Raw genomic sequence first — 25,841 nt, forward strand, 5'->3', positions numbered from 1 at the left:
GCCCTTCAGTCCCCAGTGAATTTTTGGGCGGCTAGTTTAATAAGGTTGAGACGAATAATGATAGAGCGAGGGGCCATGTGGTCTTGGAATAATCAGGCCTGGAAAACCCTATTTATGGCAATTCTGGCTGTATTGGTGGCTTCGTGCGCCAGTACGGACGAAGAAGAAGAGGGCCTGCCCAGCGGAAACCGCACCGAGCAGGCGTTCTATGAGGCTGCCCAGCGGCAGCTCCGCTCCAGCCAGTGGGAAATGGCCATCAAGAATCTGCGAGCGCTGGAAGATAACTTCCCGTTCGGTAACTACGCCGAACAGGCACAGCTGGAGCTGATCTACGCCTACTACCGCGACTACCAGAACGATGCGGCTATTTCTGCGGCGGACCGTTTTATTCGCCTGCACCCACAGCATCGCAATGTGGATTACGCCTACTACATGAAAGGCCTGGCCTCCTTTACCGAGGGCAGTGGTCTGTTCGAGCGTTTCCTGCCAACAGATATGACCCGCCGTGACCCGGGATCGGCGCGGGAGTCTTTCGCGTATTTCGCCCAGCTGATGGCGCGCTACCCGGAGAGCCGCTATGCCCCGGATGCACAGAAGCGCATGATCCACCTGCGTAACCTGCTGGCGCGCTACGAGATCCATGTGGCCAACTACTACTTTAAGCGCGGCGCCTACGTAGCTTCCGCCAACCGCGGCCGCTTTGTGGTAGAAAACTTCCAGCAGACACCTTCTGTACCAGATGCGCTGGCGGTGATGGTGCAGGCCTACCATCTCCTGGAGATGCCCCAACTGGAGTCCACCTCCCTGGCGGTACTGCGGGATAACTACCCGGATCACCCGGCATTCCGCAGCGATGGCAGCTTTAACTACAAGTATTACGCCGGCGCCAGCGGCCGCAGCTTCCTGCACCGCATCACCCTGGGCCTGTTCGAGAAATCCGACCCCAGAGGGTTCGATAGCCGCGAACTCTACAATGCCGAGTTCCAGCGCGAGCAAGCGCCACTGCCCCCGGAACTGCAGTAATCCGCAGGCACAAAAAAGCCCCCGCTACGCAAGTAACGGGGGCTTTTTTATTGGGCGGCTGTTAGTGGCGCATTGGTTACTCGCCAGCCTGCCAGCCATTGGTGATCGGGTAACGCCGGTCGCGGCCGAAGCCGCGCTCGGAGATACGCACCCCAACCGCCGCCTGACGGCGCTTGTATTCGTTGCGATCCACCAGGCGCACCACGCGCATGACGATGTCTCGATCAAACCCTTTGCCGATAATCGTCTCGGCGCTGTAGTCGTGATCGACGTACAGACGCAAGATCTCATCCAGAATTTCATAGGGCGGCAGACTGTCGGAGTCTACCTGATCTGGCGCCAGTTCCGCGCTCGGCTCGCGGGTGATCACGGTTTCCGGAATGACCTCGGACACCGAGTTGCGGTAGCGGGACAGGGCATACACCAGGATTTTGGGCACGTCTTTCAGGGCGTTATAGCCGCCCACCATGTCCCCATAGAGCGTGGCATAGCCCACGGCCATCTCGCTTTTGTTACCGGTGGTCAGCACCATGTAACCCTTTTTGTTGGAGATCGCCATCAACAGCATGCCGCGGGCACGAGCCTGCAGGTTTTCCTCGGTGGTATCCCGCTCGCTGCCTTCAAATTCCTTGGCGAGCGCCGCCATCGCCGCATCGAAGATTCCCTCGATACCGATCACCCGGTAGTGGATACCCAAGCGTCGCGCCTGATCCGCCGCATCGTTTTTCGACAGATCGGAGGTATAGCGGAACGGCATCATTACCGCTTCCACCCGGTCCGGACCGAGTGCGTCCACCGCGATCGCCAGCGTCAACGCGGAATCGATACCACCAGACAGCCCCAGGACCACCCCCCTGAAGCCATTCTTATTCACATAATCACGCACCCCTAACACCAGCGCCTGATACACCGAGGCGAGGTCTTCCAACGGCTCCGCGTCATTGCCCTGGGCAATGCGCACATCGTCGCCACCGGCCTCTACCGTGACCGGCAGCAAGCTCTCGATAAATTCGGGAGCCCGTCCACGCAGGCTGCCGTCTTTATCTACGGCAAAGGAGCCTCCATCAAATACCAGCTCGTCCTGGCCACCGACGGAATTGACGTAGACGATCGGCATGTCACCGGCCTGCGCCTGTCGTGCCAACAGCGCGAGGCGTTCCACTGCCTTGCCGCGATGGAAGGGAGAGGCATTGATATTCAGCATCAGTTTGGCACCGGCATGCTTGGCCTGCGCCACGGGTTCCGGGTGCCAGATGTCTTCACAAATGGTAATCGCGGTAGGGATACCCTGGATGTCCACCACGCAGGGCTGCTCGCCGTGGGCAAAGTAGCGCAGCTCATCAAACACCTGATAGTTGGGGAGCTTCTGCTTGGCGTACTCGGCAACCAGCTTGCCACCCTGAATCAGCCCCGCCATGTTGAGCACGGTACCGCCGACGACACGGGGGTATCCCACCAGTATCGCGCAGGGGAGCGCCGCTTCCTGCAATTGATTCAGGGCGTCGTCAATACGCTTTTGCATACTGGGGCGCAGCAGTAGGTCTTCGGGTGGGTAACCGCACAGGGTCAGCTCCGGAAACAGAACCAGATCGGCACCGTGCTCGCGGCGAGCCCGGCGAGCGACCTCGACCACTTGGTCGGTATTGGCCGGGATATCCCCCACCATTAGATTGATTTGCGCCAGTACTAGCTGCAAAGTAGACATCTTGTAACCCCATTACGTTGAGGCGGCTATTGTAGCCGCGCAGCCAGAGCGCACAATATCTGCCGGGGCAAGAACTTACTCACACCAAGAGAATAAAAAGTGAGCGACCAATCCCCGCCGGCCAACCAACCTGCGAGTAGCTCGGGTTTTTCCATACCATCCGCTACGAATACAGAAACCCTTGCAAACACCAGGGCCAGCTCGAGCCGAACACCGAGGCAGTTACGCCTGCGTCAGCGCGATCTGCTGAAGATCTATGCCTGGTACCGAGTTGCCATCAGCCTTGTCCTGCTCGGGCTTTTCATCTCCGGCATCAGCCGCGGTTCTGTTGGCACCCTGTTCCCAGCGCTCTATCTCAACACCGCTATCAGCTATTCGATCCTGAACATCGCCTGGCTCATGTTCCTGTACCCCAGCGGATTCCGCACATCGCCCCGGCGCATCGGTAGCATCCTCGGCTGCGATATCCTCGCCTTTTTGCTATTGATTCAGGCGAGTGGCGGGCTCGACTCCGGCATTGGATACCTGTTGCTGACAACCTGTGCCGTGGGCTCACTGTTGCTGGATCGACGCATGAGCGCCTTCCTGGCGGCAATCGCCAGTATGGCGGTGATAGGCCAGCAGGTACTAAACACCTTGAGTGGCCGGGGAGATACTCAGGATATCGTATCTGCGGGCAGTCTCGGCATTCTGCTTTTCACCTGCGTAACCGTACTGCAATACCTTTCCATCCACATCCAGCTAGCGAATGAGAAAGCAGAGCAACAGCGTAGACAGGCCGCACGGCTACAACGCCTGACCCAGCAAATTGTGGCGCAAATGCGCACCGGTGTGATGGTACTGAACGCGTCGGGGGAACCCGAGCTAATCAACCGCGCCGCGCGCCAGCTACTCGGCCCGAAGCAACTGCAAGATCGCGGTCTGGAAGGCGACCTGCTCATGCATTTGGTCGAACTACGTCATCAACCCGGCAAAACCAGTGGTATTGTCCAGGGTGATCCTGGTAGCGAAATCCGGGCCACTGTCACTGCACTAAATGGCGACACTTCCGATAGTTCGCTGGTGTTCCTGGAGGACAACCGCAAACTGACTCAGCAGGCACAACAACTCAAACTGGCCTCTCTCGGCAGGCTTACCGGCTCCATCGCTCACGAAGTGCGCAATCCACTCAGCGCAATCAACCACGCTGCCGAGCTACTCGCGGAATCCGAGTCAATCAGCGGTGAAGACCGTCAGCTTACCGAGATCATCGGCCGCCATAGCCAGCGGGTGAACCAGATCATCGAAAATGTGATGCAGCTATCGCGCCGCAAGGCACCACAAACAGGTATGCAGGACCTTCTCCAATGGACCACCACATTTTTGGAGGAATATCGACGTGAAACCAATCACCAGTACGAAATAACGCTCACATGCCCCGACTCGCCAGTACACGCACGTTTTGACCCGAATCAAATGGCGCAGGTTGCGACTAATTTATGTAACAACGCGGTGCGACACTCCCATCAAGCGCTTGGGCGTTCCGCTGCAGAAATCGCTATTCGATTTAACCCGAGCCGGGAGTGTGCGCAACTAGATTTTATCGACCTGGGCGACGGCGTAACGGAAGAGCACAAAGACAAGATTTTTGAGCCTTTTTTCACAACTGCAGCAACCGGAGCCGGACTGGGGCTGTATATTGCCCGGGAATTATGCGAATCTAATCAGGCTAACCTGTACTATTGCAGAGACCCAAAAAATCGCAGCTGCTTTCGAATAGATTTCGCCAGCACCGAACAGATTTTCTGACGATGTTTCTGATTGTCGATCAATAATAACGCTGAACAAGATGACCGACCGTCAACCCATTGCCCTGGTTGTCGATGACGAACCAGATATTTGCGACCTGATCTCCATGACACTGCAGCGCATGCATGTGCGGGCGGATATTGCGATGTCGGTTGCTGAAGCGCGCCGGCGCCTGCACGAAAAGCAGTACGATTTCTGCCTGACGGATATGCGCCTGCCTGATGGCGACGGACTCGATCTGGTAGCAACCATACAGAACCTTCCCGCAGATCGTTCCCTGCCCGTGGCGGTAATCACCGCCCACGGCAATATGGATACGGCAATTGCCGCGCTCAAGCTTGGCGCCTTCGACTTTGTCAGTAAGCCTGTTAACCTCGCACGCCTGCGTACGCTGGTGCAAATGGCACTGCGCCTTGGTGAAGATCGATACCTGCAAAAGCAGGAGTTTCCTGCACTCCTGCAAGGGCAATCATCCGCCATACAGACGCTGCGCAATACAATTGAGAAAGTTGCGCGGAGCAACGCACCAGTTCACCTTGTTGGCGAAGCTGGTGCCGGTAAAGAACTCACCGCACGCAGTATTCATCAGCTAGGCCCGAGGGCTGATAAATCGTTTACAACGGTCCATTGCTCAGGCATTCCTGCAGAGCAATTTGAGCAGGTATTGTTCGGCGATAAAGACGATGAAAGCGAGGGGCTTCTCGCTGCCGCCAACGAAGGCACTGTATTTTTTGACGAAATCGCCGAGCTACCGACAGAAATTCAGGGAAAACTGATTCAGGTTATTGAGGAAAAGCGTCTTCCCGCGGGTGCATATAAAAGTTCGATGCCACTCGACGTGCGCATTATCAGCAGTACCCGAAAACGACTTTCCAATCACACACGCAGCGGTCACTTCCGCAGTGATCTGTACTTCCGACTGAATGTGATTGAACTCGTGGTACCGCCTCTGCGAGACAGGATCGACGACATTCCTTTACTGTCGCGTTTTCTACTGCGCAGACTAAACGAAAATCAGAGTGGCAGTACGCCGCGGGCCAGTCAGGAAGCAATACATTCTCTGCAGTCCTATTCCTTCCCCGGTAATTTACGCGAGCTGGAAAATATCCTTGAGCGGGCACTGACGCTGTGTGAGTCCAGCACCATTCGCCCGCAGGATCTGGATTTAGGCGGTACCCACCCGGTACCCGTACCGCCCTTACCCGCGAAGGCAGTGGGTAGCGAATTCAGCGAGCCAGCCTGCGGCGAGCGCAGCACCAGTGAGGGAGCCAGTTACCCCGGGCAATTTAGTGCAGCCGATCATGAAACACTAGACGACTTCCTGGAGACCATTGAGCGCGATGCCATTGAATTGGCGCTCAGTCAGACCCGCTGGAACAAGACCGCAGCGGCAGCAAAACTCGGCATCAGCTTTCGCTCACTACGATACCGTTTAAAAAAATTAGGTCTGGAAAACGAATAACCCGGCAAGCGCCGGGTTATTTTTGTCCGTTAACAACTAGCAAACCATCAGATCACCAGCACTCGGCACCATAGGAGCCAGTGGCATTACGTATTCCCGCACTGGTTAAGGTCAGGCTGCCGCACTTGGTATCAGCCGCCTGACTGCTGCCCGCTACTGGGGCCGCGGTCAGCGTGTAGGTAGTCGCCGTTACCGCCGCTGTTACGCTGTACATTCCTTCCGCCGAGGTAATAGTTCCGCCATCAAGCGTGTTCGCCACTGAGCAGTTAGCATTGTTGTATGCGCTATACGTGGTGAAGCAGCGCTGCAGACGGTGTGCTACATCATTCAGCGTCGCCTTGGCATCGGCACGATTACTCTTGCGCACGGATTCCATATAAGACGGATAAGCGATCGCCGAAATAATACCGACAATAGCCACAACGATCATCAGTTCAATTAAGGTAAAACCTTTCTGTTTTTGCATCTTATTAACTCTCAACCTTAATAAAATTTATCGTAACTGGCGCCAGGACATACGGCCTACCGCATCGATAGGGAAGTCACCCTCAGGCACAGCTACATCACCGCGAATATTACTGGTGGGCAGATAGGCTTTTTCGCCGCTGCGGATGATTTCCGAGTAACTGATTACCGCATAATCCACTTCCACACCATCTTCGCCGAAGATACTGTGGCCTTCATAACGGTCACCTACCGCCACCAGTTCCATCAGCCAACCACTACCGCCAAACGAACAGGGGTCGGTTGAAGTAATAGTGGTGGGGAACAGCAGGCGATCGTATACCAACAGGGGCTTGCTGATTACGCGCTCACCGGTAACACCTCCTCCGTAAGACAGGTCGAGGTACCAACCTTTTTTGGTCTCCCAGAAACTGGTATCCGTATTACCGGCCACTTCGCGCACGCCATCCGCTTCCGTGGAAATGGTTTTCTGGAACAGCTGATCCCGCCCTGTCACCTGAGCGCCTTCATCCGCAATCGCATAGAAAGTATTAACCACAGTGCCCACAGTATTGTCAGTACTCGCCATGTATTGACCAGTACCGAAATAAAGCATGATTGCATTGCCCAATTCACCATTGAGACCAAGTGTCGGCGTCGAGGTGATCGGCTGTGGATTGCCGCTCGCATCTACCGCAGTAAACAATGGTAAATTGGTTTGCCCCTGGGATAAGGCTACATCCCAGTTACTCGCATTATTTGCACTGAGATCGAACTTCCACATATTACCGAGTAGGTCACCAGCATAAGCGGTAATTACCTCGCCATCTGCATTGGCAATCAGCGCCGGACCGGCGAGACCATTATCACCCGCGTCATTTACTTCAATCACCTGAGTTTCCGTCAATGGGTTTTCCAGGTCTACCGCAAACAAGCGCGCACGATCATTTTCAGAGTTATAGCCGTTACCGAAAAACAATTTCCAGCCATCATTGGTCGGGGCAATCAGGGGCTCTCCGGTGATGTTGCCGATACCCGGGAAGTCCGCATCGGTCAATTCAAACAAGATATCCGATGCGTCGAAGCCATCCGGGTTAGTGACGTCCAGGGCAAAAATACCGCGGCCTCCAGCACCTAGCGAGCCCACCAAGATGTTCTTCCAGGCACCGTCAACAAAGGCATCGCCGACAAATAGCTTGCCGTCCATGCTGTAAGCATGTGGGTTCGTGGTAGAGCCATAATCGGTCTCACTCATATTTGCCAGCTGATCGTATACACCGGAGGGAATATACGCGAACAACTCGTCACCGGTAGAGGCATCGAACGCGTGTAGCATGCCGTCATTTGCGCCGACATAGATAACCTGGCGACGGTTGTCCTTCTGGCTGGAATGGTAAGTATCGTAGGCGAGGCCACCCAGCGCTTCGGAAAGATTGCTGAAGTTGTACTTCTGATCACCGGCAAACACGGGGCTGGAGTTTACAATATCCCCCAGCAGCGAACTGCGCTCACGCAGGCCGGCAACGTCCGCACCGCGTACCCAATTCAAACGCGCCTGCCCCTCTGCATCGGTTTCACCATCTTTCAGAGCATCTTGTTGTGCTGTCGAAAGGTTAGCCCAGACAAAATCGGTACCTGCGGTACCGTTGTGAGTGTAGATATCCCGCAAGGCCGAACTGGCAAAATCAGCATCTTCAGTCTGCCACTTGGTAGCGCCAACGCTGCCGTCACTGTTCAGGTTCAGCGCTCGGATTTCACCGCTCCAATCGGTGCTATTAAAGCGCGCCTGATAAATCACGGTATCGGTACCGAGCCGGGTGGAGTTGGTGGCTACCGAGGAGGCTGATCCATCGGTACGGCCAACGATGTTTTCCAATACCTCAGACAGATCGTCGGCAAACGCCTGCGGGTCGGCGGCACTGAAGAAGCCGCCGCGACCGTTCACGGAGGCATGTAGCAGGTCATCTACTTTCGCCGCGTTGGAATTTGGATTCGGCCAGGTGATGGTTGCACCGGATTCAATCGCGGCAAAGGCTGTGTCCTTATTCACCGAACCTTCCACACCAAACGCCACGCCGAAGGTAACCATGTGCTGCCAGAAGGCAGGATCGATGGTGTCGTCTTTTACCGGCACTTGGTTGGAAAGCCCCGGGCGCAGGTCATTCTTCCAGTAATACATTGCCACATCGGCGAGGGTGTTACTGTGCGTATCCTTAAATGGCGATACCGCGCTATAGGTATAGGACTGCCCTTCAGGGCCGGTAATTTCCGCTCCCGCATTACCGTCGACATTACTCCGCGCGGCTTCTGTGTCAGCTTGGCTCGAGTTCCAATAACCATCAGTCATTAGAATCGTATAGGCAGCGCGGCATGCAAGCTGAGGAGTCGTATCGTCGGTACCAGGATTAAGTCCCCAAGGGCCTTTATTATCGGTACGCGAGAAGTACTGCCCGGCGTCATCCAGCGCACGGCGCAGCGGTGTGCCAGAGGTAGGAACATCACCCTGATACAGTTTATCGAAAAAGTTGGATCGATCAGTGCCAGAAAATGCCCGCACCCCCGTATCGACGGTGCGCGTACTCACACCGTCGACATCGTTGTTGCCCTTATTGATTGAACCGTAACCAACGCGCAGATCTTCACCCTGAGCATGGAACGCCCGGCCGATTCCCGCACGCGCTGCCAACGTCCGCGAGCGATAATAGGTATACCAGTTGGCGAAATTTTGGATTTCTTCGGCGTAGGTACAGCTATCCGCAGCGCAGTCGGTACGCTCATCTCGACCATGACCGGCGTATGAAGTTGTAGAATCGCGGATTTCAGTTTTACTAAAATTTGAAACGTCCCACTGATCGCCGGAGCTATACCAATAGTAACTTGCCGGCCAATACTCTTTACTCTCATCGGTCGATGTACAGCTAATATTGCCATCCGTACCTTTACTGCAGCTTCTCCAACCGTTTCCGTTATAGTTACTATTAGTGACAGTAAGATTTCTCGCTTTCGAATTGACCGTATTATCACCCGTGGGGCAATCACTGGTCGTATGATCTGGATTATGCAAAGCACAATTTGTAGTGGCATTCGGATAGTAAGTCCCATCGGATTTAATCCACGGTGTATAGGTAACCGATGGATCATAGTAAGACTTATTTATTTGCGGTGAACGCATCATAGCGCCATACGCATTCGTTGCATCTACGGTAGGTACCTGATAATCCCCCCCCGTTGACTGGTTAAAGTTTCCTGAACCGTACACACCATCGGCACGCGGAAAAATAAAGGCTGTATCACGTCGATAATCTTCCGGGGTGATTTCAAACTGCATTGAACCCGAGTCATCGAGAACAAACATAACGTTCGGCGGTGCGCCAGTACTGAGAAACAGCGGGCTCTGCGCCATGTCTACCGACATTGCACTATGCGTTACACCCAGACTTAGTACAGCGGCAGCCAGTCCGGCAGAGAATTTTTTTGCGTTCATTTTTATGCTCATCAGTTATTCCCTTCCCCAGACTTAGCGCTTGTAGGTGGACTGGAGAATCACCACTGCATCCGCGGTACCGCCTTCGGCGCGACTGGTAACCCGGTAATACACGGTATCTTCCGTCTTCAGGGTGCTGGCGAAGTCCACCGCACCACCATCGGATGCATTAATCGTGATAGTTGAAGTCACTTCTTCGATCACATACTGGGGCTGGCTCGTCACCATCTGAACCCCCTCCGAGGAACGCACCGAGCCCGCGTCCCATCCGTAGCTATCCCAGTAGCCGGTACTGCTGGAACCATCCATCGCCTCTACCAAGCCTGCAGTGGTGCCATCAAATACAGGAATGGTTGCACCGGTGAGCACTTCCTCCCCCGCGCGCAGACCGGCTTCCGCAGACTGAAACGCGAGGTTGCGGTCGCGCATATTACCGGCCATGAGTTCCTGCATGCCGCTGCCGCGAATCGCCGCCATACCCACCAAGGTCATCAGCAGCACCATAATAAGGCCAACAATCAGCGTCATACCCCGCTGACCATGCATTGCATTGAAGCTTGTTACTTTTTTCATAATCTTCTCGTGATTGACGCTTCGATCAGGGCAAGCGACTGCGGATGCCTACGGTATTGATAAAAACCTGGCGCAGGCGGCGATCACCGGGAGCGGCATTGGTTGTCCCATTGAAGGTATACGGCTGCTCTTCCGGCAATAGATTGTCTTCCGTGCTCTGGATTAACAGCTGAACGCGCACGCTGGAAACATCCTCCCAGGCAGCAGCCGTGGTGAGAGCAGAGGCATCCACATAGCTATCGGGAATACTGTTACCCGAGGTATCGCGGCCGTAGGTGAGCTGCATATCTTCGACGCCCTCAAGCAACTCCAACGGAGTGCCGCCGTTGGTTTGCTGCCACAGGCTCGGTTGGCCGCTGGCGGCATTATTGGCAATGTAATACACGGAGGTATTCATTTTGATGATCTCAGAATCATCTCCAAAGGTTTCCTCCGGGTTGCTGTTGCCGCCCCACGAAGAGATTGCATTACCGGGCGTGACACTATTATTTCCGGAGTGCACAACGTTGACTTCAAGCGTACTGCCACCGGTTGCCTGCAGGTTTGTCACCTGAAAAATGCGTGCCTTACTGCAGTCCGTAGCAACCAGAATATCCTGCTCACACAGCCCGCTGAAGCTATCGAGACCCGTACCACAACTCGCTGTTACCCCGGTGTTTTCCGCAAAAAGCTGGGCACTATTATTATTTTGGGTAACGTCCACGCCATTGCCATTAGCGCCACGCACGACCAGTACATCGGTGCCCGCCACAATATCGCTCGGATAGCCCGCCGGGGGCGTAGCGCCAACGTTATTCAGTCCCTCGATACCAATCTCGAAGTTGTACGCGAGGTCGCCTGAATTGTTCAATGTATTGGTCACATTCAGATTGCGGCTCATACACCCCATATAACCGGCCATGCGAATATCTTCGGCAAGAAACTCCATGGCGAGGCGGCCACTTTCCTGCACCCGCGCCAGCGCCTGTTGAGTAGAAAAGGTGGCCCGGCTGGACAGGAACAGCTGAACCACACCTGTCATCAAAATCAGGCCGATAGTAATGGAGATCATCAACTCAACCAGAGAGATACCCCTCTGGCCATACATGGTCCTTTGAGTATGCATTTTTCTTAACATTGCTTACTTCTCCTCAAAGCCGCGTGGTGTAGACGAACTCACTTTCGTCTTCGTTAGCATCGCCGGAACTGTTTTGCTCGCCCCATTGGATAGTGACGGTACAAAAACTGGTGGCGGACACACATTCAATACCCCCATCGGCACCCGGCAGCATGGTTTCCACATTGGTGAGCCACTCGTTCATATCCTGTTGTGCCAATGTGCCCCCAGTAGGCTTGGCATCGTCAACCCCGAGGGAATAACTCGCGACATTGGCGCGGTTGATGCGCGCGCGATCGAGAATGTCGTAGGCAAGAATATTGGCCTGGGAGCGCAAATAGGCGCTGTGGTTGTATTGCAGGGATTTACTCTGCAGTGCGGCAAGTGCGAGCAGTGAGGTACCGAGAATCAGCACGGTTACCATGACTTCGATCAGGCCAGCGCCTTGTTGTTTCTTCATTGGGATTCCCTTTGTAGGTCCGGCCGTTGATCAGGAGCAACCCGAGGTGCTGCGTTTGGTATTCAACATGCCCGCTGCGCCCACGGTAATCTGCCGCGCACGGTTGCTGCTGCAGCCACTAACGCTGGTGGTCAGGGTCACCTCACCGGTGCCCGACAGGCCCAGCGTTCCCTTACGGGTAAAGCGCACAAAGGTTGGCGTCCCACCACCCTGGGCGGCAGCTACCGCGGCACCATTTTCCGGGGCCTCCCAGAAGCGCAACACCGCTGCGGCATCGGCCACAACGGGAGAGGCAGCGTCATCGGTCGCTGCTGTATCCACTACCACAATCCAGTTATCCATCCAGCCACCATCACAACTGGAGCCATCGGAGCTGCCACACAAGGTCACCCGCGCACCGCGCTTGATAGCTTCACTGCGCGCAAACTGGAGTGCGCCGACCATTTCTTCGCCGAGAGTGGCGGAGCGGGTGTTCTGGATCATGGTATTGAAGCCTGGTACGGCAATGGCAACGATCACTCCAAGAACGGCGAGCGTGATCATTAGCTCGATCAGGGTGAGCCCCTGCTGTTTGGATCCCATAGTGTGTAAGTCCCGGATATTCTGCTTTTTATGTCTGCTGGAATATTGTTCAACTTTCAACCATCGATTGTCGGTAAGGTCTTGCATTACAGATGGTACGGTTGAACCTCTAATACTGGCGCTGATTCTATCTTATGCGGCATTTCCAGTATGCCCTCACTGGATGCCCAGCTGGCGCGATGCTAACTTTTGCGCACCCTATCACGCTCGTAGCGCGTAAAGCAGCAAAGGCCGACAAACGGTGAGTTGAAGGGAACAAGCGGCGGCCAGGACGGCAGCCGCTGAAAATACATACAATTCAGGGAGGAATTGTGCACCAACGCGGTCTCACACTGATTGAGCTGTTGATCACATGCAGCGTTCTTGGCGTATTGCTCGCCATCGGGATACCCAGTTTTCAACAGCAGCTGGAAGCCAACCGCACAAGGGTAGCCGCCGATACACTGCTGCAAGCAATCCACCTGACACGCAGCAAGGCCATTAGCACAAACCGCCGGGCAACCCTGCGCAGGCTCGACACCTGGCACGCAGGTTGGGAAGTCTTTTACGATCGGGATTTCGACGGAGAGCGAGATACCAACGAGCAACAAATCACCAGCGCGTCAGCTCTCGACGGAGTGACGATAAATGGTAATGGGCCACTTGCGGACTACATTTCGTTTATTGGCTCAGGGGAAAGCCGCTATGCGGGCACCGCCAGCGGTGGTGGTTTTCAGGCTGGAACCTTCACGATCTGCCCGACAACCCCGGGGGAGGGTTACCAGTTGATACTCGCGCGCAGCGGCCGTGTCAGAATAGACAGGGCCGCTGCTGCAGACTGCGAGTAGGTTACAGCGCCGGTCAGGCCCGCAACTCTTTGGGCAGGCTAAAACTGATGTTTTCCGGGATACCGGCCACCTCATCCGGGGCGTCCGCGCCCAGGTCACGTAACTTCTTGATCACCCGCTCCACCAGCACCTCCGGTGCAGATGCACCGGCAGTGATACCAATGCGTTTCTTGCCCTCTAGCCAGGATGCATTAATACAATCCGGGCCATCAATCAGGTAGGCCTCGGCACCACAGCGCTCGGCGAGCTCGCGCAGACGGTTGGAATTGGAACTGTTCGGGCTTCCCACTACCAGCACCAGGTCACACTCCAGCGCCAACTGCTTCACCGCATCCTGACGATTCTGGGTGGCATAACAGATATCGTCCTTGCGCGGACCTCGAATACTCGGGAACTTGGCTCGCAGGGCGTCGATGACACGGGAAGTGTCATCCACGGACAGTGTGGTTTGAGTAACGAAGGTCAGGTTGGACGAATCCTTTACCTCAAGCTCCGCCACGTCTTGTTCATCTTCCACCAGATAGATAGCGCCGCCATTACTGGTATCGTACTGGCCCATGGTGCCTTCCACTTCCGGGTGCCCCTCGTGGCCGATCAGAATACATTCGCTGCCATCGCTGCTGAATTTACTGACCTCGATATGCACCTTGGTGACGAGCGGACAGGTCGCATCAAACACTTTCAAACCGCGATCGGCGGCCTCCTGCTGTACGGCCTTGGATACACCGTGCGCGCTGAAGATCACGATCACGTCGTCTGGCACTTCATCCAGCTCGTCCACAAACACCGCACCGCGTTCACGTAAGGTATCCACAACAAACTTATTGTGCACCACTTCATGGCGTACATAGATAGGGGCTCCAAACACATCCAGCGCACGGTTCACGATATCAATAGCGCGATCGACACCGGCGCAGAAACCGCGGGGATTGGCGAGGCGAATTTGCATCTTTCTGTGTCCTTGACCTGTTTATGCCGTCTAATTAATTGACCGAGGCCACTTCGAGAATTTTCACATGGAAGAATACGGTTTGACCGGCGAGAGGGTGATTGAAATCCACCTCGACATCGTCCTCACCAATTGCGCGAACCACACCCGGCAATTCACCATCTCCGTTATCAAACGAAACCACCAACCCCTCTTCCAGCTCCATATCCGGTGAGAAATGGCCTTTTTTCACCTTCTGGATATTGGATGGGTTACGCTGCCCGAAGCCCGCTTCCGGAGGCACTTCGATTTCAGCCTCGTCACCCGCCTTCAGGCCGAGTAACGCGCTTTCAAAACCAGGCAGCAGATTACCGTCACCAACGATAAATGTGGCCGGCTCACCTTCAAAATTGGAATCAATTTCCGAACCGTCATCCAGCTTCAATGCGAAGTGCAAGGTGACCCGGCTGTGTTCGCCAATTACGTTATTACTCATACTACTTCTCTAACAGATACGCCTGTTCAGCGATTAGGCTTCCGCGCCGCCCTTGTTCGATTCTTCGTCTTTTTCTTTAAAAAACAGCAGTTCGATCAACAACATTGCGGCGCCTACGGAAATCGCCATATCGGCAACGTTGAATACCGGAAAATGCCAGTCTCCGTAGTACACGGAGATAAAGTCACGTACATAACCGAGCAACATACGATCCCACAGGTTACCCAGCGCGCCGCCAAGAATCAGTGCCAGCGCCATAGGCTCCCAGCGCTTAGCCGCCGGCAGCTTCTTAATCCAGACGATCACCACCGCACTGAATATCACTGCCACCGCGCCGAAAAACCAGCGTTGCCAGCCACCGGCATCCGCCAGAAAACTAAATGCAGCTCCGTAGTTTTCGGCATAAGTAAACTGCAGAAAGCCAGGGACAATCTGCAATGGCGGCCCATACATAAAACGGTCCACCGCCCAAACCTTGGTGGCAATATCAATCACGATGACCACCAGCGACAGCAGGTACCACCGCCAGGGTGCCGCGAACAGGCCAAACGAGGGCTTGGGCTTGAGACCGTTAGGCATAGTGTTCCTCATGCAAAATCGCGTTGTTCATGCAAGGTCGCGTTGTTCATACAAAATAGCGCTTATTATGCGAAGTGACGCTCTTCGCCATTGCCACTCACGTTTTCTACACAGCGCCCGCACAATTCCGGGTGCTCACTGTTGCTGCCAACATCTTCACGATAGTGCCAGCAACGGCCACATTTCGGTGCATCCACTTTATGCACAGACACACGCAAGCCGGCAAGTTCGGTCTCCTCGGCACCGGCCGCATCGGCAATCGGCTGCACGGAGGTGGAAGAACAAATCAGCACAAAGCGCAATTCATCTTTCAGTGCATCCAGCTTGGCTTGCAATGCTGGGTCGGCAAACAAAGTAACCGCAGCCTGCAGGGAGCCACCGATATTGCCCGCCGCACGCTGCTCTTCGAGCACCTTGTTCACTGCAGTTTTCACATCGGCAATGGCAGCCCAGAAGTCGTCTCCCATTTCAGTGCCCTGCGGTAACTCGGGGAACTCGTGCCATTCCGCCAGCATAACGCTGTCTTCGGTATTGCCCGGAATGAATTTCCACAGCTCTTCCGCAGTAAAACTCAGGATCGGCGCTACCCAGCGCACAAACGCCTGCATGATGTGATACAGCGCAGTCTGTGCGGAGCGACGCGCGACGCTGTCTGCCTGGGTGGTGTACTGGCGATCCTTGATGATATCCAGGTAGAAGCCACCCATTTCCACTACACAGAAGTTGTGCAACTTCTGATAGATCTGGTGGAACTGATAGCGATCGTAGGAAGCGATAATTTCTTCCTGCAACTTCGCGGCCTGCTCCAACGCCCAGCGGTCCAGCGCCAGTAGATCTTCTACCGGCAACAAGTCTTTCGCCGGGTCAAAACCCGCCAGGTTAGACAGGAAGAAGCGCGCGGTGTTGCGCAGGCGGCGGTAAGAGTCCGCGGTACGCTTCAGGATTTCATCGGAAACCCCCATCTCGCCGCTAAAGTCGGTGGCCGCAACCCACAGACGTAGTACGTCTGCACCCAGTTTATTGATCACATCCTGAGGCGCCACCACGTTGCCAACGGACTTGGACATCTTGCGGCCCTGCGCATCCACGGTGAAACCGTGGGTCAGCACCTGCTTGTAGGGGGCGCAATCATTGATAGCGATCGAGGTTTTCAGGGAAGACTGGAACCAGCCACGATGCTGATCCGAACCTTCCAGGTACAGGTCCGCCGGGAACCGCAGGCCTTCACGACGCTCAAGCACCGCCTGATGTGTCACGCCGGAATCGAACCATACATCCAGGGTATCGGTGACCTTCTGGTAATTATCCGCTTCATCACCCAACAGTTCTTTGGCATCCAGTTCGAACCAGACGTCCATACCGCCTTCTTCGACCTTCTGCGCCACTTTTTCCATCAGTATCGGAGTGTCCGGGTGTATCTCCTGGGTTTCTTTATGCACGAACAGCGCAATAGGAACACCCCAGGTACGCTGACGGGATATGCACCAATCGGGGCTGGCATCCAGCATGGAGTCGATGCGCGCTTTACCCCAGCCCGGGATCCACTCTACTTCGTCCGCCGCTTTTTGCGCGTGCTCCAGCAAATCGTTCTGTTGCATGCTGACAAACCACTGCGGGGTAGCACGGTAAATCAGCGGCGTTTTGGTGCGCCAGCAGTGCGGATAGCTGTGCAGCAGTTTGTCCTCAAACAGCAGCACACCTTTTTCTTTCAGCAGCTCGACAATTTTACCGTCAACTTTATAGACATGCTCACCGGCAAACACCGGCACCGCATCGCGGAATACACCGTTGTCGTCAACATAATTCAGGGTCTCGATGCCGTAACGCTTGCCCACATTGAAGTCGTCCGGGCCGTGGTCGGGTGCCGTGTGCACACAGCCGGTACCGGCATCGGTAGTGACGTGATCACCGAGGATGATCGGCAGCTCTTTGTCATAGAAGGGGTGCTTGATCTTAAGGTGTTCCAGCGCGGCACCGCGAATATGGCCAACCACTTCACCTTCCAGGCCGGCACGCGCCAAAACGTCATCTTTAAGTGCCTCGGCGAGTAGCAGACGCTTGTCACCTACCTGAACAACCACGTACTCCAGGTCGCCATTTACGGATACAGCCTGGGACGAAGGCAGGGTCCAGGGGGTGGTGGTCCAGATCACTACGGACAGCTGACCATCACCTGCGTGGCCACCGGCAGCATCGGCAATAGCCAACGCGGTTTCGTCGGTTACCGGGTAGCAAACGTCGATGGAGAAGGAGGTTTTATCCTGGTACTCGACTTCCGCTTCTGCCAGGGCAGATCCGCCCACTACGCTCCAGTAGACCGGCTTGAAGCCGCGGGAAAGGTGGCCATTTTTTACCACGCCCGCCAGGGAGCGAATGATGTCAGCTTCGAACTGGAAGTCCATGGTGCGGTAGGGGTTGTCCCACTCACCGAACACACCGAGACGAATAAAGTCTTTCTTTTGACCTTCTACCTGCTTGGCTGCGTACTCACGACATTTCTGGCGGAACGTTTTGTGATCTACCTTGACGCCAGCCTTGCCAACTTTCTGCTCCACTTTGTGTTCGATGGGCAGACCGTGGCAGTCCCAACCGGGCACGTAAGGGGCGTCGAAGCCGCTGAGGGTTTTCGACTTTACGATGATGTCCTTGAGGATTTTGTTAACCGAGTGGCCAATATGAATATCGCCGTTGGCATAGGGAGGACCGTCGTGCAGGATAAATTGCTCGCGACCGGCGCGGGCTTCACGAATTTTTTCGTAGAGCTTGCCTTCTTGCCATTTTTTCAGAATCTCCGGCTCCCGGTTAGGCAGGTTGCCACGCATCGGGAAATCGGTTTGAGGAAGATTCAGGGTCGCTTTGTAATCGGTCATTGGCTATCTACTTCGGTTGTAGCTCAGAAATAATTCATTCTTTGAGCCTTCACACACTTCGTTAGGAAAACTTTCTTACGAAGTGCAAGGCTAAAAACCTAAGCTGGAGTGCTGGGGATCAGGTTTCAAAACCGTCGGTGACAGGACGTCACCGCCGGAGCGTACATGGATGTACTCGCAGCGATTTTGAAACCTGATCCCCAGTGCTCCAGCGCCACCGGAGAAAAGAAAGAGCTCCGGGGTTCTTTAATCTCGTTCAGTGGCGGCAGGGCACTGGGGGCGAGTTTTCAGGACCGCTGTAAACCCATCCCTGGGCGCTGCGGCGCAAACTTCCTGTTTGCGACGCTCCTGAAAACTCGCCCCCAGCCCCCTACCTTCGCATCTCACAAAATACTTCGTTGGATGCGACGGGGTAATTCGTGATGCTCAAGCTGGCTTGCGGTTAGCAAACCAGGCTTTTGCATTTTCAATGTCGTCGGCGATTTTTTGTTTGAGGATATCCAGCGACTCAAACTTTTCTTCATCGCGCAGTTTGTGGCAAAAGGTCACCGCAATTTCACGGCCGTAAAGGTCGCCGTTGAAATCGAATAGATGCACTTCCAGCAGCGGCTTGGCGCCCTCGCCTTCTACCGTGGGGCGGAAACCCACATTGGCAACGCCGGCTACTTCCATACAGCTGCCACTCATCGGAGTGCCATTAGTCCGCTTAGCCGCCACCGTGTATACGCCAACCAGTGGTGAACGGTAGCGGTGCAACCGCACATTAGCCGTGGGCGCGCCGAGCTGCCGGCCGAGCGCACGCCCGCGGGCGACAAGCCCGGTGATGCGGTACGGCTTGCCCAAAAGCTGCTCCGCCAGGGCAAAATTCGCATCCTGCAGGGCCTTGCGAATGCGTGTACTGCTCACCCGCTCACCACCGATCTGCAAGGTGGCGGTATCCTCGACACTAAAGCCGGATTTGGCGCCGGCCTGCTGTAGCAAGGCGTAATCACCGCTGCGGTCACAGCCAAAGCGGAAGTCATCGCCCACTACAAGGTGGCGCACCCCCAGGCCATCAACCAGAACCTGCTGGATAAAAGCGTCGGCGCTCAAGCTGCGCAGGCGCTCGTTGAACTGCAGGCACAACACCCGGTCCACACCCGCATCAAACAGGGCCAGCACCTTCTCCTTAAAGCGCATCAGGCGCGCTGGGGCTTTTTCGCCGGAGAAGTACTCGTGGGGCTGGGGTTCGAAAATGATCGCCACCGAGGGCAGCTGGTGCTCAGCAGCCCGCGCGCGCAGCTGGGTGATAATGGCCTGGTGCCCCAGGTGTACGCCGTCAAACGACCCGATGGTGGCCACGCATCCGCGGTGGTGCGGCCGCAAATTGTGCAGCCCGCGTATCAGCTCCCGTTGTTCGGTCACAGTGCTCCAACCACCCTTTTCCGTCCTGGCAAAATCGAGCGGCGCAGTATACCGGATTTCACCGGCCTCTGGGCACCGCCAACCGTCGTGCAACCCCCCGAGAATTCAGGAAGTCGCCCGGAAATGCCGCGGCCGCAGGCCGCTGGCCAGTAGGACCAAGCCGTAGGTGGCGCCACCGGCGGCAACAAGCGCGCCCATGCGCCAGGCTCGCTCCCACCACAGCCACTGATTCCACTCGCCCCAGAAATGCAAGATTGTTAGCAGTATTGCGGCCATGGCCAGATTAGCCAACAGCAGGCGCACAAGATACATCCGCCAGCCGGCCTCTGGCGCATAGACGCCGCCCTGGCGCAGGCCGCGGTACAGGAGCCATGCGTTGATTGCCGCCTGCCCGGCGGTGGCCATCGCCAGCCCCATATGACCAAGCTTAAAGTAGATATGCAGCGGGACGACGAACAGCAGGCTCAACAGCATCTTTGAGGCGATGGCGATCAGACCAAACTTCACCGGTGTGGCGGTGTCCTGACGCGCGAAATACCCCGGAGCTAACACCTTGATCAGCATGAACGACAGCAGGCCGAAGGTATAGGCACGCAGTGACCAGGCAGCCATCTCCATGTCCCGCGGGGTCATATTGCCGTACTGGAACAAAACGGTGAGCAGGGGCTCGGCCAGCACAAACAGGGCGACCGCTGCCGGCAGCGCGATCAGAGTGACGCTGCGCAGCGCCCAATCGATGGTGTGGCGGAACTTGCGCGGATCGCCGCCGGCGTGCTGACGGGAAAGGTTCGGCAGAATGACCGTTGCCACGGCCACCCCAAACACGCCCAGCGGCAGCTCGGTCAGGCGATCGGAAAAGTACAGCCAGGTCACCGAGCCGGTTGGCAGGAATGAAGCCAGTACCGTATCCAGCACCAGGCTGATCTGCGTCACCGACACCCCGAAGATTGCCGGCGCCATCAAGCGCAGAATCTTGCGCACCCCCGGGTACTGCCAGTCCCATTTTGGTCGCGGCATCAGCCCCTGCTGGATCAGGAAGGGGATCTGGAACAGCAACTGTACAACGCCCGCCGCCAGCACCCCCCAGGCAAGCGCCATCACCGGCGGCTCAAACCAGCCGGCGGCAATCGTGGCCGCACCGATCAGTACCAGGTTCAGCAATACAGGGGTCAGCGCAGGGATTGCGAAGCGGTCGAAGCTGTTCAGCATGGCACCGGAAAAACCGGTCAGCGAGATCAGCATCAGATACGGAAAGGTAATGCGCAGCATTTCCGTGGTCATGGCGAATTTCTCAGGCTCGTTGCCGCCCCACCACCAGCCAAACGCGAAGATACCCGCTACCAGCGGCGCACACAGAACGCCGAACAGCGTCACCAGTAGCAGGGTGCCGCCCAGCGCACCCGCGACACGATCGTTCAGTTCCCTAACCGCAGCGATACCACCGTTCTGGCGATATTCCGCCAACACCGGCACAAAGGCCTGCGAGAAAGCGCCCTCGGAGAACAATCGACGAAAGAAGTTGGGGATTTTGAACGCCACGAAGAAGGCATCGGCGGCATCACTGGCGCCGGTAAGGCGGGCAAATACGATATCCCGGGCCAGCCCCAGCACCCGCGACAATAAAGTGGCGCTTCCAACCACCGAACTTCCGCGCAACAGCCCCCGTTGCGGACTATCTTTTGGAGCCTGCGGGGCCTGCTCGGGAGGGTCCGGGTTCGGATTGGAGGTCTGGTTTGGCGAAGATCCTGCCACTTCCCTGATTCCTGGTTCACGATCACAACATAATGGCCGGCAAGTCTACCGCAATCTACCTACTCGGCCATCTGGTCTGGGGAACTAATCCCGCATTTCATCCGCGCCGCGCCCTACGCTTGGCGCAAGAGGGAACTATACTCAAGTTATGCAGTTGGCGCGCTACAGGGACTAGTGGCAACAGAGGAGTAACGGAATGACCATCAACGCCTTGATTATTGCACTGATACTGGCGGTTCTGCTGTATATCGCCGTAGCCATGGGCCCGCGCCCAAGGCGAGTGCGTGTTCGCATCGAGCAACCCAGAGACCGGCGATACCGCCGTCCTCAAGACTGAGACGCCCCTCAAACCAAGAGGCAGAACTCAGTCACAAGGGGCGACGCCATATTTCGCCATAATTGTTGCGGAATTCGCCCGAGGGGCGCCACGCCAGTGCCTCCTTGCGGGATTTAAATAACTCTCAACCGAAGCGGGAAACACCCGATCGGAACCAAGAGAAGTTATTTCAATCCAATCGCAAGGAACACGATCATGAAAAAGTTGTTGATGGCAGTAACCCTGAGCACTCTGACCCTGAATGCTATTGCTTCCGCTGAAGCCGCTACTGACACCGAAATTGATTCACAGGGCTCTGTCCTGACCCCGGCCGCACAGGCCAGCGTATTCACCGGCGCCGCAGTTGCGGGAGCCGTCGTAGGAGGCCCCATCGGCTTTATCGCCGGGGCAATCGGCGGAGCCTGGCTGGGCGATCAGATCAAGCAAGCAGAAGAGGCAGACATGCTCGCAACGCAACTTACCGAAAGCCGCACCGAACTGGGCAACCTCGCACAACAACTGGATGCGGCGCGACTGTCCGCCAACGACGCCCGCGAGCTGGCTCTGGAGAGCCTCGAATTCCAGATGCTGTTTACCACCGGCGACGACGAACTCCAGGAAGCTCAGGAACGTCAGGCTGCAGCCATGGCCGACTTCCTCAACCGCCACCCGCAGCTGCAGGTGTACCTGGAAGGACACTCCGACCCTCGCGGCAGCGACGGTTACAACAATGTGCTGTCTGACCAGCGCGCACTGAGCGTACAGCGTGCCCTGGAAGCCTACGGTGTCGCTCCGGAACGCATCGAACGCCGCGCCCTCGGCGCCAGCCAGTCCCAAGCCAGCAAAGGCGACCACGACGCCTACGCACTGGAACGCCGCGTCGACATTCACTTCGGTATGCCGGAAGCGGTTGCGGGCTCCTTCTGAGCGAGCAAACTATCGCAACGCACTAAACAGGCCGGCCACCGCTCTACAAAAGTGGCGGCCGGCTTCCCCGAGCACGACTCCCCCTAGGGCAACGGCTCAGACCCCCTCAAGCTCAACCCTGTATGTGGTATTTTGCGCGCGGCACGCCTGTAGCTGCGCGCCTTTTTACTGCCTGAGTTGCCGCCTGAATTGCCGTCCAAATTGCCGCCCGAGCAGATTCAACCTCCAGATATCTTTGCCTCCGGCACCGCTAATCGGGCATGATTTTCCGCTGAACCAAATCTAATAATTCGTCACAGCGCCGGAAACCTATGAGCAGCCCCACCATTGCCATCGTCGAAGATGAAATCGCCATTGCGGAAAACTACCGCGACGCCCTGCGCCGCAGCGGCTACCAGGTGAACCTCTATCACACCCGACCGCACGCACTGGCCGCTTTTCAGCAGAGGCTGCCAGATTTGGCGGTGATCGATGTGGGACTGGGGGCTGAAATCGAAGGGGGCTTCGAACTGTGTCGCGAACTGCGCGCCATGGCGCCAACACTGCCCATTCTGTTTCTGACCGCGCGGGATTCCGAGCTGGATATCATCTCGGGCCTGCGGCTGGGCGCGGACGACTACCTGACCAAAGATATCTCACTGCCTCATATGCAGGCGCGGATTAGCGCCCTGCTGCGCCGTGTCAGCGTCATGCAGTCGAATACCGGCGATGACGATACCATCACCCAGGGTAACCTGAAGCTGGACGTATCCCGCCTGCACTGCCACTGGCAAGGCGAGCCGGTGGATCTTACGGTGACCGAATTCTGGATTGTACACGCGCTGGCCAAGCGCCCGGGTCACGTCAAATCCCGCAGCCAGTTAATGGAGGCCGCGCGGGTGGTGCTCGACGACAACACCATCACCTCCCACGTAAAACGTATCCGCCGCAAATTCCAGGCAATTGACGCACAGTTCGATGCCATAGGCACTGCCTACGGCATGGGTTACCGCTGGCAGACCTGATAAAGCACCTTTTGATAACGCATCCTCTGATAAAGCACCCTCTGATAAAGCACCTCAATGAATTTACGTCGCCAACTGGTCCTGCTGAGCCTTTGCACGCTCGCCCTACCCTGGGCGGGCTGCCAGTATTTACGCCAGGTCGACCAGGCCCTGAGCCAGGGGCAAATGCAGACACTGGAGGCCACCGGTAACGCCATCGCTGCGCGCCTCGCCAGTGCACCGGAGCTGGTTGCACCAGATCCCAGACGCACCGGCCGCCCGCCCGGAGCCCAGCTATACCTGCACCCGCTGGAGGCGACACCGCAATTGGACGGCTACGGAGCGGAATGGCATGGGCGCGGTTTGCAACCGAGGGTACTGACCGACTCAGAGGGCGAACCTCTCGCCCAGGTCACCCTGGGCAAACGCGGCAGCCAGGTTTACCTGATGCTGACTGCCAAGGATGCCAGCCCCAGCTACAAGGACCCACGCGTCCCGGGAATATCCAACGGCGACACCGTAGAAATTCACACCGCCCACCAACAGTACACCTTGCCTGTGGCCAGCCAGGGGCCGGTGCAAGCCATGTGGTACAACCCACGACGGGGCGAATACGAACGCGAGCTGCGCATCCGCGGACGCTGGACCGCATCCCCGCAAGGCTACCAACTTGAACTGGCGATGCCGTTTGCACTGACCGGCGGCGAGCTTGCACTGCGCGTGCTCGACCGCCAGCGCAGCGACGGCGGCAAACCCGCGCGCCAGGCCAGTACCCTGCCCGCCGATGGCCGCCCAGGCATATTGGTAGAACCGCTGCCCGCGCTGCAAAGGGAGCTGGAGCACTTCGCCCGCCCGGAGCTGCAACTCACGATTGTCGACCAGGAAGGCTTCGTGCTGGCCCGCACCGGCCGCGACTGGTATCAGGACAGTGGGCAATACGCTAGCGGTGCAGAGAGTAACTGGCTGCAGGGCTGGCTCAACCGCCAGATTCTTGCCACCGACAAGCTGCCACCGCTCCCGGAAGACGCATTACCAGAGACCCTCACACAAAACCGGGAAACCGCGAGCCAGTGGTTCAGTTTGCCGACGGCGCGCGCAAACGGTGTCTCCGAAGAGCGCATCGCTGCGGTGAGCGTGCCGGTGGTAACCCGTGCCGACAATATCATCGAGCGGCCGCTACTCGGCCGAGTCATTACCACCCAATCCTCCAACGCCCTGCAGTCGCTTACCGAGTCTGCGGCACAACGGCTCTGGCTGACCACCGCCGCCGCGGCAGGACTGGTGCTGCTGCTGCTACTGGGTTACGCCAGTTGGCTGTCCTGGCGTATTCGCAAGCTGCATCGGGCCGCGCAGACCGCGGTGGACAGCAGCGGCCGCCTGCGCGGCGAATTCCCCAGGGCTTACCTGAACGACGAGCTGGGGGCACTAAACCGCGCCTTCGCCAGCCTGCTGGCAGAACTGGACCACTACCACCAATATTTGCGCAGCCTCGCCAGCAAGCTGTCCCACGAGCTGCGTACCCCCCTTGCTGTGGTCCGCTCTTCGCTGGACAACCTTGCGGAGGGGGAGCTGGATACGGACAGTCGGCGCTATGCCGAGCGCGCCGCAGAGGGTGGGGCGCGCCTGTCGTCCATCCTCAACGCACTTTCAGCCGCCAACCAGCTGGAAGCCAGCATCAGCCAGGCGGAGCGCGAGGAATTCGACCTGCGCGACCTGCTGCAGCTACTCACCCAAAGCTACGCCGACGCCCACCCCGAGCAACAGTTTGCGCTGGACAGCCCGGACGGCCCTCAAAACTACTACGGGGCCCCAGAATTGCTCGCCCAGCTACTGGACAAGCTTGTGGATAACGCCGCCAGCTTCGCCCCGGAGGGCAGCACAATTCAGCTTAGTCTGGAGGCCGACGATGCAACCTACCGCGTCAGCGTCAGCAATGTGGGGCCACTCTTGCCTGAGGGCTTTGAGCAGAAGCTGTTTGACTCGCTGGTATCGGTGAGGGATGACGGCGGCAAGGCAGGCCATCTGGGGCTGGGGCTGCATATCGCACGCTTGATCGCCGACTTCCATCACGGGGAGCTGCAGGCGGCCAATCGCAGCGATAACAGTGGAGTAGTTTTTACCCTGAGACTGCCACGCTGAACG

Annotated in this window: 21 protein-coding genes; 8 read left to right on the forward strand and 13 right to left on the reverse strand. The window is 56.9% G+C overall.

Annotated features, from left to right (window positions below; translation table 11 throughout):
- The first annotated feature begins 114 nt into the window (after window positions 1-114).
- Complete coding sequence (locus Mag101_RS14355) at window positions 115-1,023, forward strand: outer membrane protein assembly factor BamD (RefSeq protein WP_077406472.1); 909 nt, start codon at window positions 115-117, stop codon at window positions 1,021-1,023.
- 76 nt (window positions 1,024-1,099) lie between these two features.
- On the opposite strand, the gene Mag101_RS14360 is transcribed toward Mag101_RS14355, so the two are convergent.
- Window positions 1,100-2,728: an NAD+ synthase gene (locus Mag101_RS14360; RefSeq protein ID WP_077406475.1), complete on the reverse strand. Its 1,629-nt coding sequence runs from the start codon at window positions 2,726-2,728 to the stop codon at window positions 1,100-1,102.
- A 99-nt stretch (window positions 2,729-2,827) separates the two neighbouring features.
- Here Mag101_RS14360 and Mag101_RS14365 point away from each other — a divergent pair, with 99 nt between their 5' ends.
- Together Mag101_RS14365 and Mag101_RS14370 are read left to right on the forward strand one after the other, a co-directional pair.
- Complete coding sequence (locus tag Mag101_RS14365) at window positions 2,828-4,516, forward strand: sensor histidine kinase (RefSeq protein WP_077406478.1); 1,689 nt, start codon at window positions 2,828-2,830, stop codon at window positions 4,514-4,516.
- Window positions 4,517-4,556: 40 nt separating this feature from the next.
- Complete coding sequence (locus tag Mag101_RS14370) at window positions 4,557-5,978, forward strand: sigma-54-dependent transcriptional regulator (RefSeq protein ID WP_077406481.1); 1,422 nt, start codon at window positions 4,557-4,559, stop codon at window positions 5,976-5,978.
- Window positions 5,979-6,030: 52 nt separating this feature from the next.
- Here the strand turns inward: Mag101_RS14370 and Mag101_RS14375 are convergent, their stop codons facing one another.
- From Mag101_RS14375 to Mag101_RS14400, 6 genes are read right to left on the reverse strand one after another with little or no spacing between them, the layout of a single operon-like run.
- Window positions 6,031-6,444, reverse strand: coding sequence for a type IV pilin protein (locus tag Mag101_RS14375; protein ID WP_077406484.1), 414 nt, complete (start codon window positions 6,442-6,444; stop codon window positions 6,031-6,033).
- 27 nt (window positions 6,445-6,471) lie between these two features.
- Window positions 6,472-9,906, reverse strand: coding sequence for a pilus assembly protein (locus Mag101_RS14380; RefSeq protein WP_198039995.1), 3,435 nt, complete (start codon window positions 9,904-9,906; stop codon window positions 6,472-6,474).
- A gap of 33 nt (window positions 9,907-9,939) precedes the next feature.
- Window positions 9,940-10,479 carry a pilus assembly PilX family protein gene (locus Mag101_RS14385; RefSeq protein WP_077406490.1) on the reverse strand — a complete coding sequence of 180 codons (540 nt, stop codon included), beginning with the start codon at window positions 10,477-10,479 and terminating at the stop codon, window positions 9,940-9,942.
- 25 nt (window positions 10,480-10,504) lie between these two features.
- A complete protein-coding gene (locus Mag101_RS14390; RefSeq protein WP_198039996.1) occupies window positions 10,505-11,584 on the reverse strand; it encodes a PilW family protein in 1,080 nt (359 codons plus the stop codon).
- Window positions 11,585-11,609: 25 nt separating this feature from the next.
- Window positions 11,610-12,035, reverse strand: a complete 426-nt coding sequence (gene pilV / locus Mag101_RS14395) for a type IV pilus modification protein PilV (protein WP_077406496.1) — start codon at window positions 12,033-12,035, stop codon at window positions 11,610-11,612.
- A 30-nt stretch (window positions 12,036-12,065) separates the two neighbouring features.
- Window positions 12,066-12,617 carry a GspH/FimT family pseudopilin gene (locus Mag101_RS14400; protein WP_198040178.1) on the reverse strand — a complete coding sequence of 184 codons (552 nt, stop codon included), beginning with the start codon at window positions 12,615-12,617 and terminating at the stop codon, window positions 12,066-12,068.
- 311 nt (window positions 12,618-12,928) lie between these two features.
- Between Mag101_RS14400 and Mag101_RS14405 the strand changes: the two genes are divergently transcribed.
- A complete protein-coding gene (locus Mag101_RS14405) occupies window positions 12,929-13,444 on the forward strand; it encodes a GspH/FimT family pseudopilin (protein ID WP_077406503.1) in 516 nt (171 codons plus the stop codon).
- 13 nt (window positions 13,445-13,457) lie between these two features.
- Here Mag101_RS14405 and ispH read toward each other — a convergent pair whose 3' ends face one another.
- From ispH to murJ, 6 genes are all read right to left on the reverse strand, one after another.
- Complete coding sequence (gene ispH, locus Mag101_RS14410; RefSeq protein ID WP_077406507.1) at window positions 13,458-14,393, reverse strand: 4-hydroxy-3-methylbut-2-enyl diphosphate reductase; 936 nt, start codon at window positions 14,391-14,393, stop codon at window positions 13,458-13,460.
- Window positions 14,394-14,427: 34 nt separating this feature from the next.
- Complete coding sequence (locus Mag101_RS14415; RefSeq protein ID WP_077406510.1) at window positions 14,428-14,868, reverse strand: FKBP-type peptidyl-prolyl cis-trans isomerase; 441 nt, start codon at window positions 14,866-14,868, stop codon at window positions 14,428-14,430.
- Window positions 14,869-14,901: 33 nt separating this feature from the next.
- Window positions 14,902-15,447 (reverse strand): signal peptidase II, encoded by a 546-nt coding sequence (gene lspA / locus Mag101_RS14420; protein WP_077406513.1) that lies wholly within the window; start codon window positions 15,445-15,447, stop codon window positions 14,902-14,904.
- Window positions 15,448-15,512: 65 nt separating this feature from the next.
- Window positions 15,513-18,317, reverse strand: a complete 2,805-nt coding sequence (gene ileS / locus Mag101_RS14425; protein WP_077406516.1) for an isoleucine--tRNA ligase — start codon at window positions 18,315-18,317, stop codon at window positions 15,513-15,515.
- A 426-nt stretch (window positions 18,318-18,743) separates the two neighbouring features.
- Complete coding sequence (gene ribF / locus Mag101_RS14430; protein WP_077406519.1) at window positions 18,744-19,721, reverse strand: bifunctional riboflavin kinase/FAD synthetase; 978 nt, start codon at window positions 19,719-19,721, stop codon at window positions 18,744-18,746.
- Between the two features lie 105 nt (window positions 19,722-19,826).
- Window positions 19,827-21,380, reverse strand: a complete 1,554-nt coding sequence (murJ, locus tag Mag101_RS14435) for a murein biosynthesis integral membrane protein MurJ (RefSeq protein ID WP_077408360.1) — start codon at window positions 21,378-21,380, stop codon at window positions 19,827-19,829.
- A 289-nt stretch (window positions 21,381-21,669) separates the two neighbouring features.
- Between murJ and Mag101_RS17905 the strand changes: the two genes are divergently transcribed.
- The 4 genes from Mag101_RS17905 to Mag101_RS14450 all read left to right on the forward strand — a co-directional run bounded on the left by Mag101_RS17905 (window position 21,670) and on the right by Mag101_RS14450 (window position 25,838).
- A complete protein-coding gene (locus tag Mag101_RS17905; protein ID WP_157520416.1) occupies window positions 21,670-21,810 on the forward strand; it encodes a hypothetical protein in 141 nt (46 codons plus the stop codon).
- A gap of 195 nt (window positions 21,811-22,005) precedes the next feature.
- The gene (locus tag Mag101_RS14440) at window positions 22,006-22,716 is read left to right on the forward strand and encodes an OmpA family protein (RefSeq protein ID WP_077406522.1); all 711 of its coding nucleotides are present in this window, start codon (window positions 22,006-22,008) and stop codon (window positions 22,714-22,716) included.
- 311 nt (window positions 22,717-23,027) lie between these two features.
- The gene (pdsR, locus tag Mag101_RS14445; RefSeq protein ID WP_077406525.1) at window positions 23,028-23,720 is read left to right on the forward strand and encodes a proteobacterial dedicated sortase system response regulator; all 693 of its coding nucleotides are present in this window, start codon (window positions 23,028-23,030) and stop codon (window positions 23,718-23,720) included.
- Window positions 23,721-23,777: 57 nt separating this feature from the next.
- Window positions 23,778-25,838, forward strand: coding sequence for an ATP-binding protein (locus tag Mag101_RS14450; protein ID WP_077406528.1), 2,061 nt, complete (start codon window positions 23,778-23,780; stop codon window positions 25,836-25,838).
- The last annotated feature ends 3 nt before the right edge of the window (window positions 25,839-25,841 follow it).

Origin of the sequence: Microbulbifer agarilyticus, from assembly GCF_001999945.1 — a bacterium.
Taxonomy (GTDB): Bacteria; Pseudomonadota; Gammaproteobacteria; order Pseudomonadales; family Cellvibrionaceae; genus Microbulbifer; species Microbulbifer agarilyticus_A.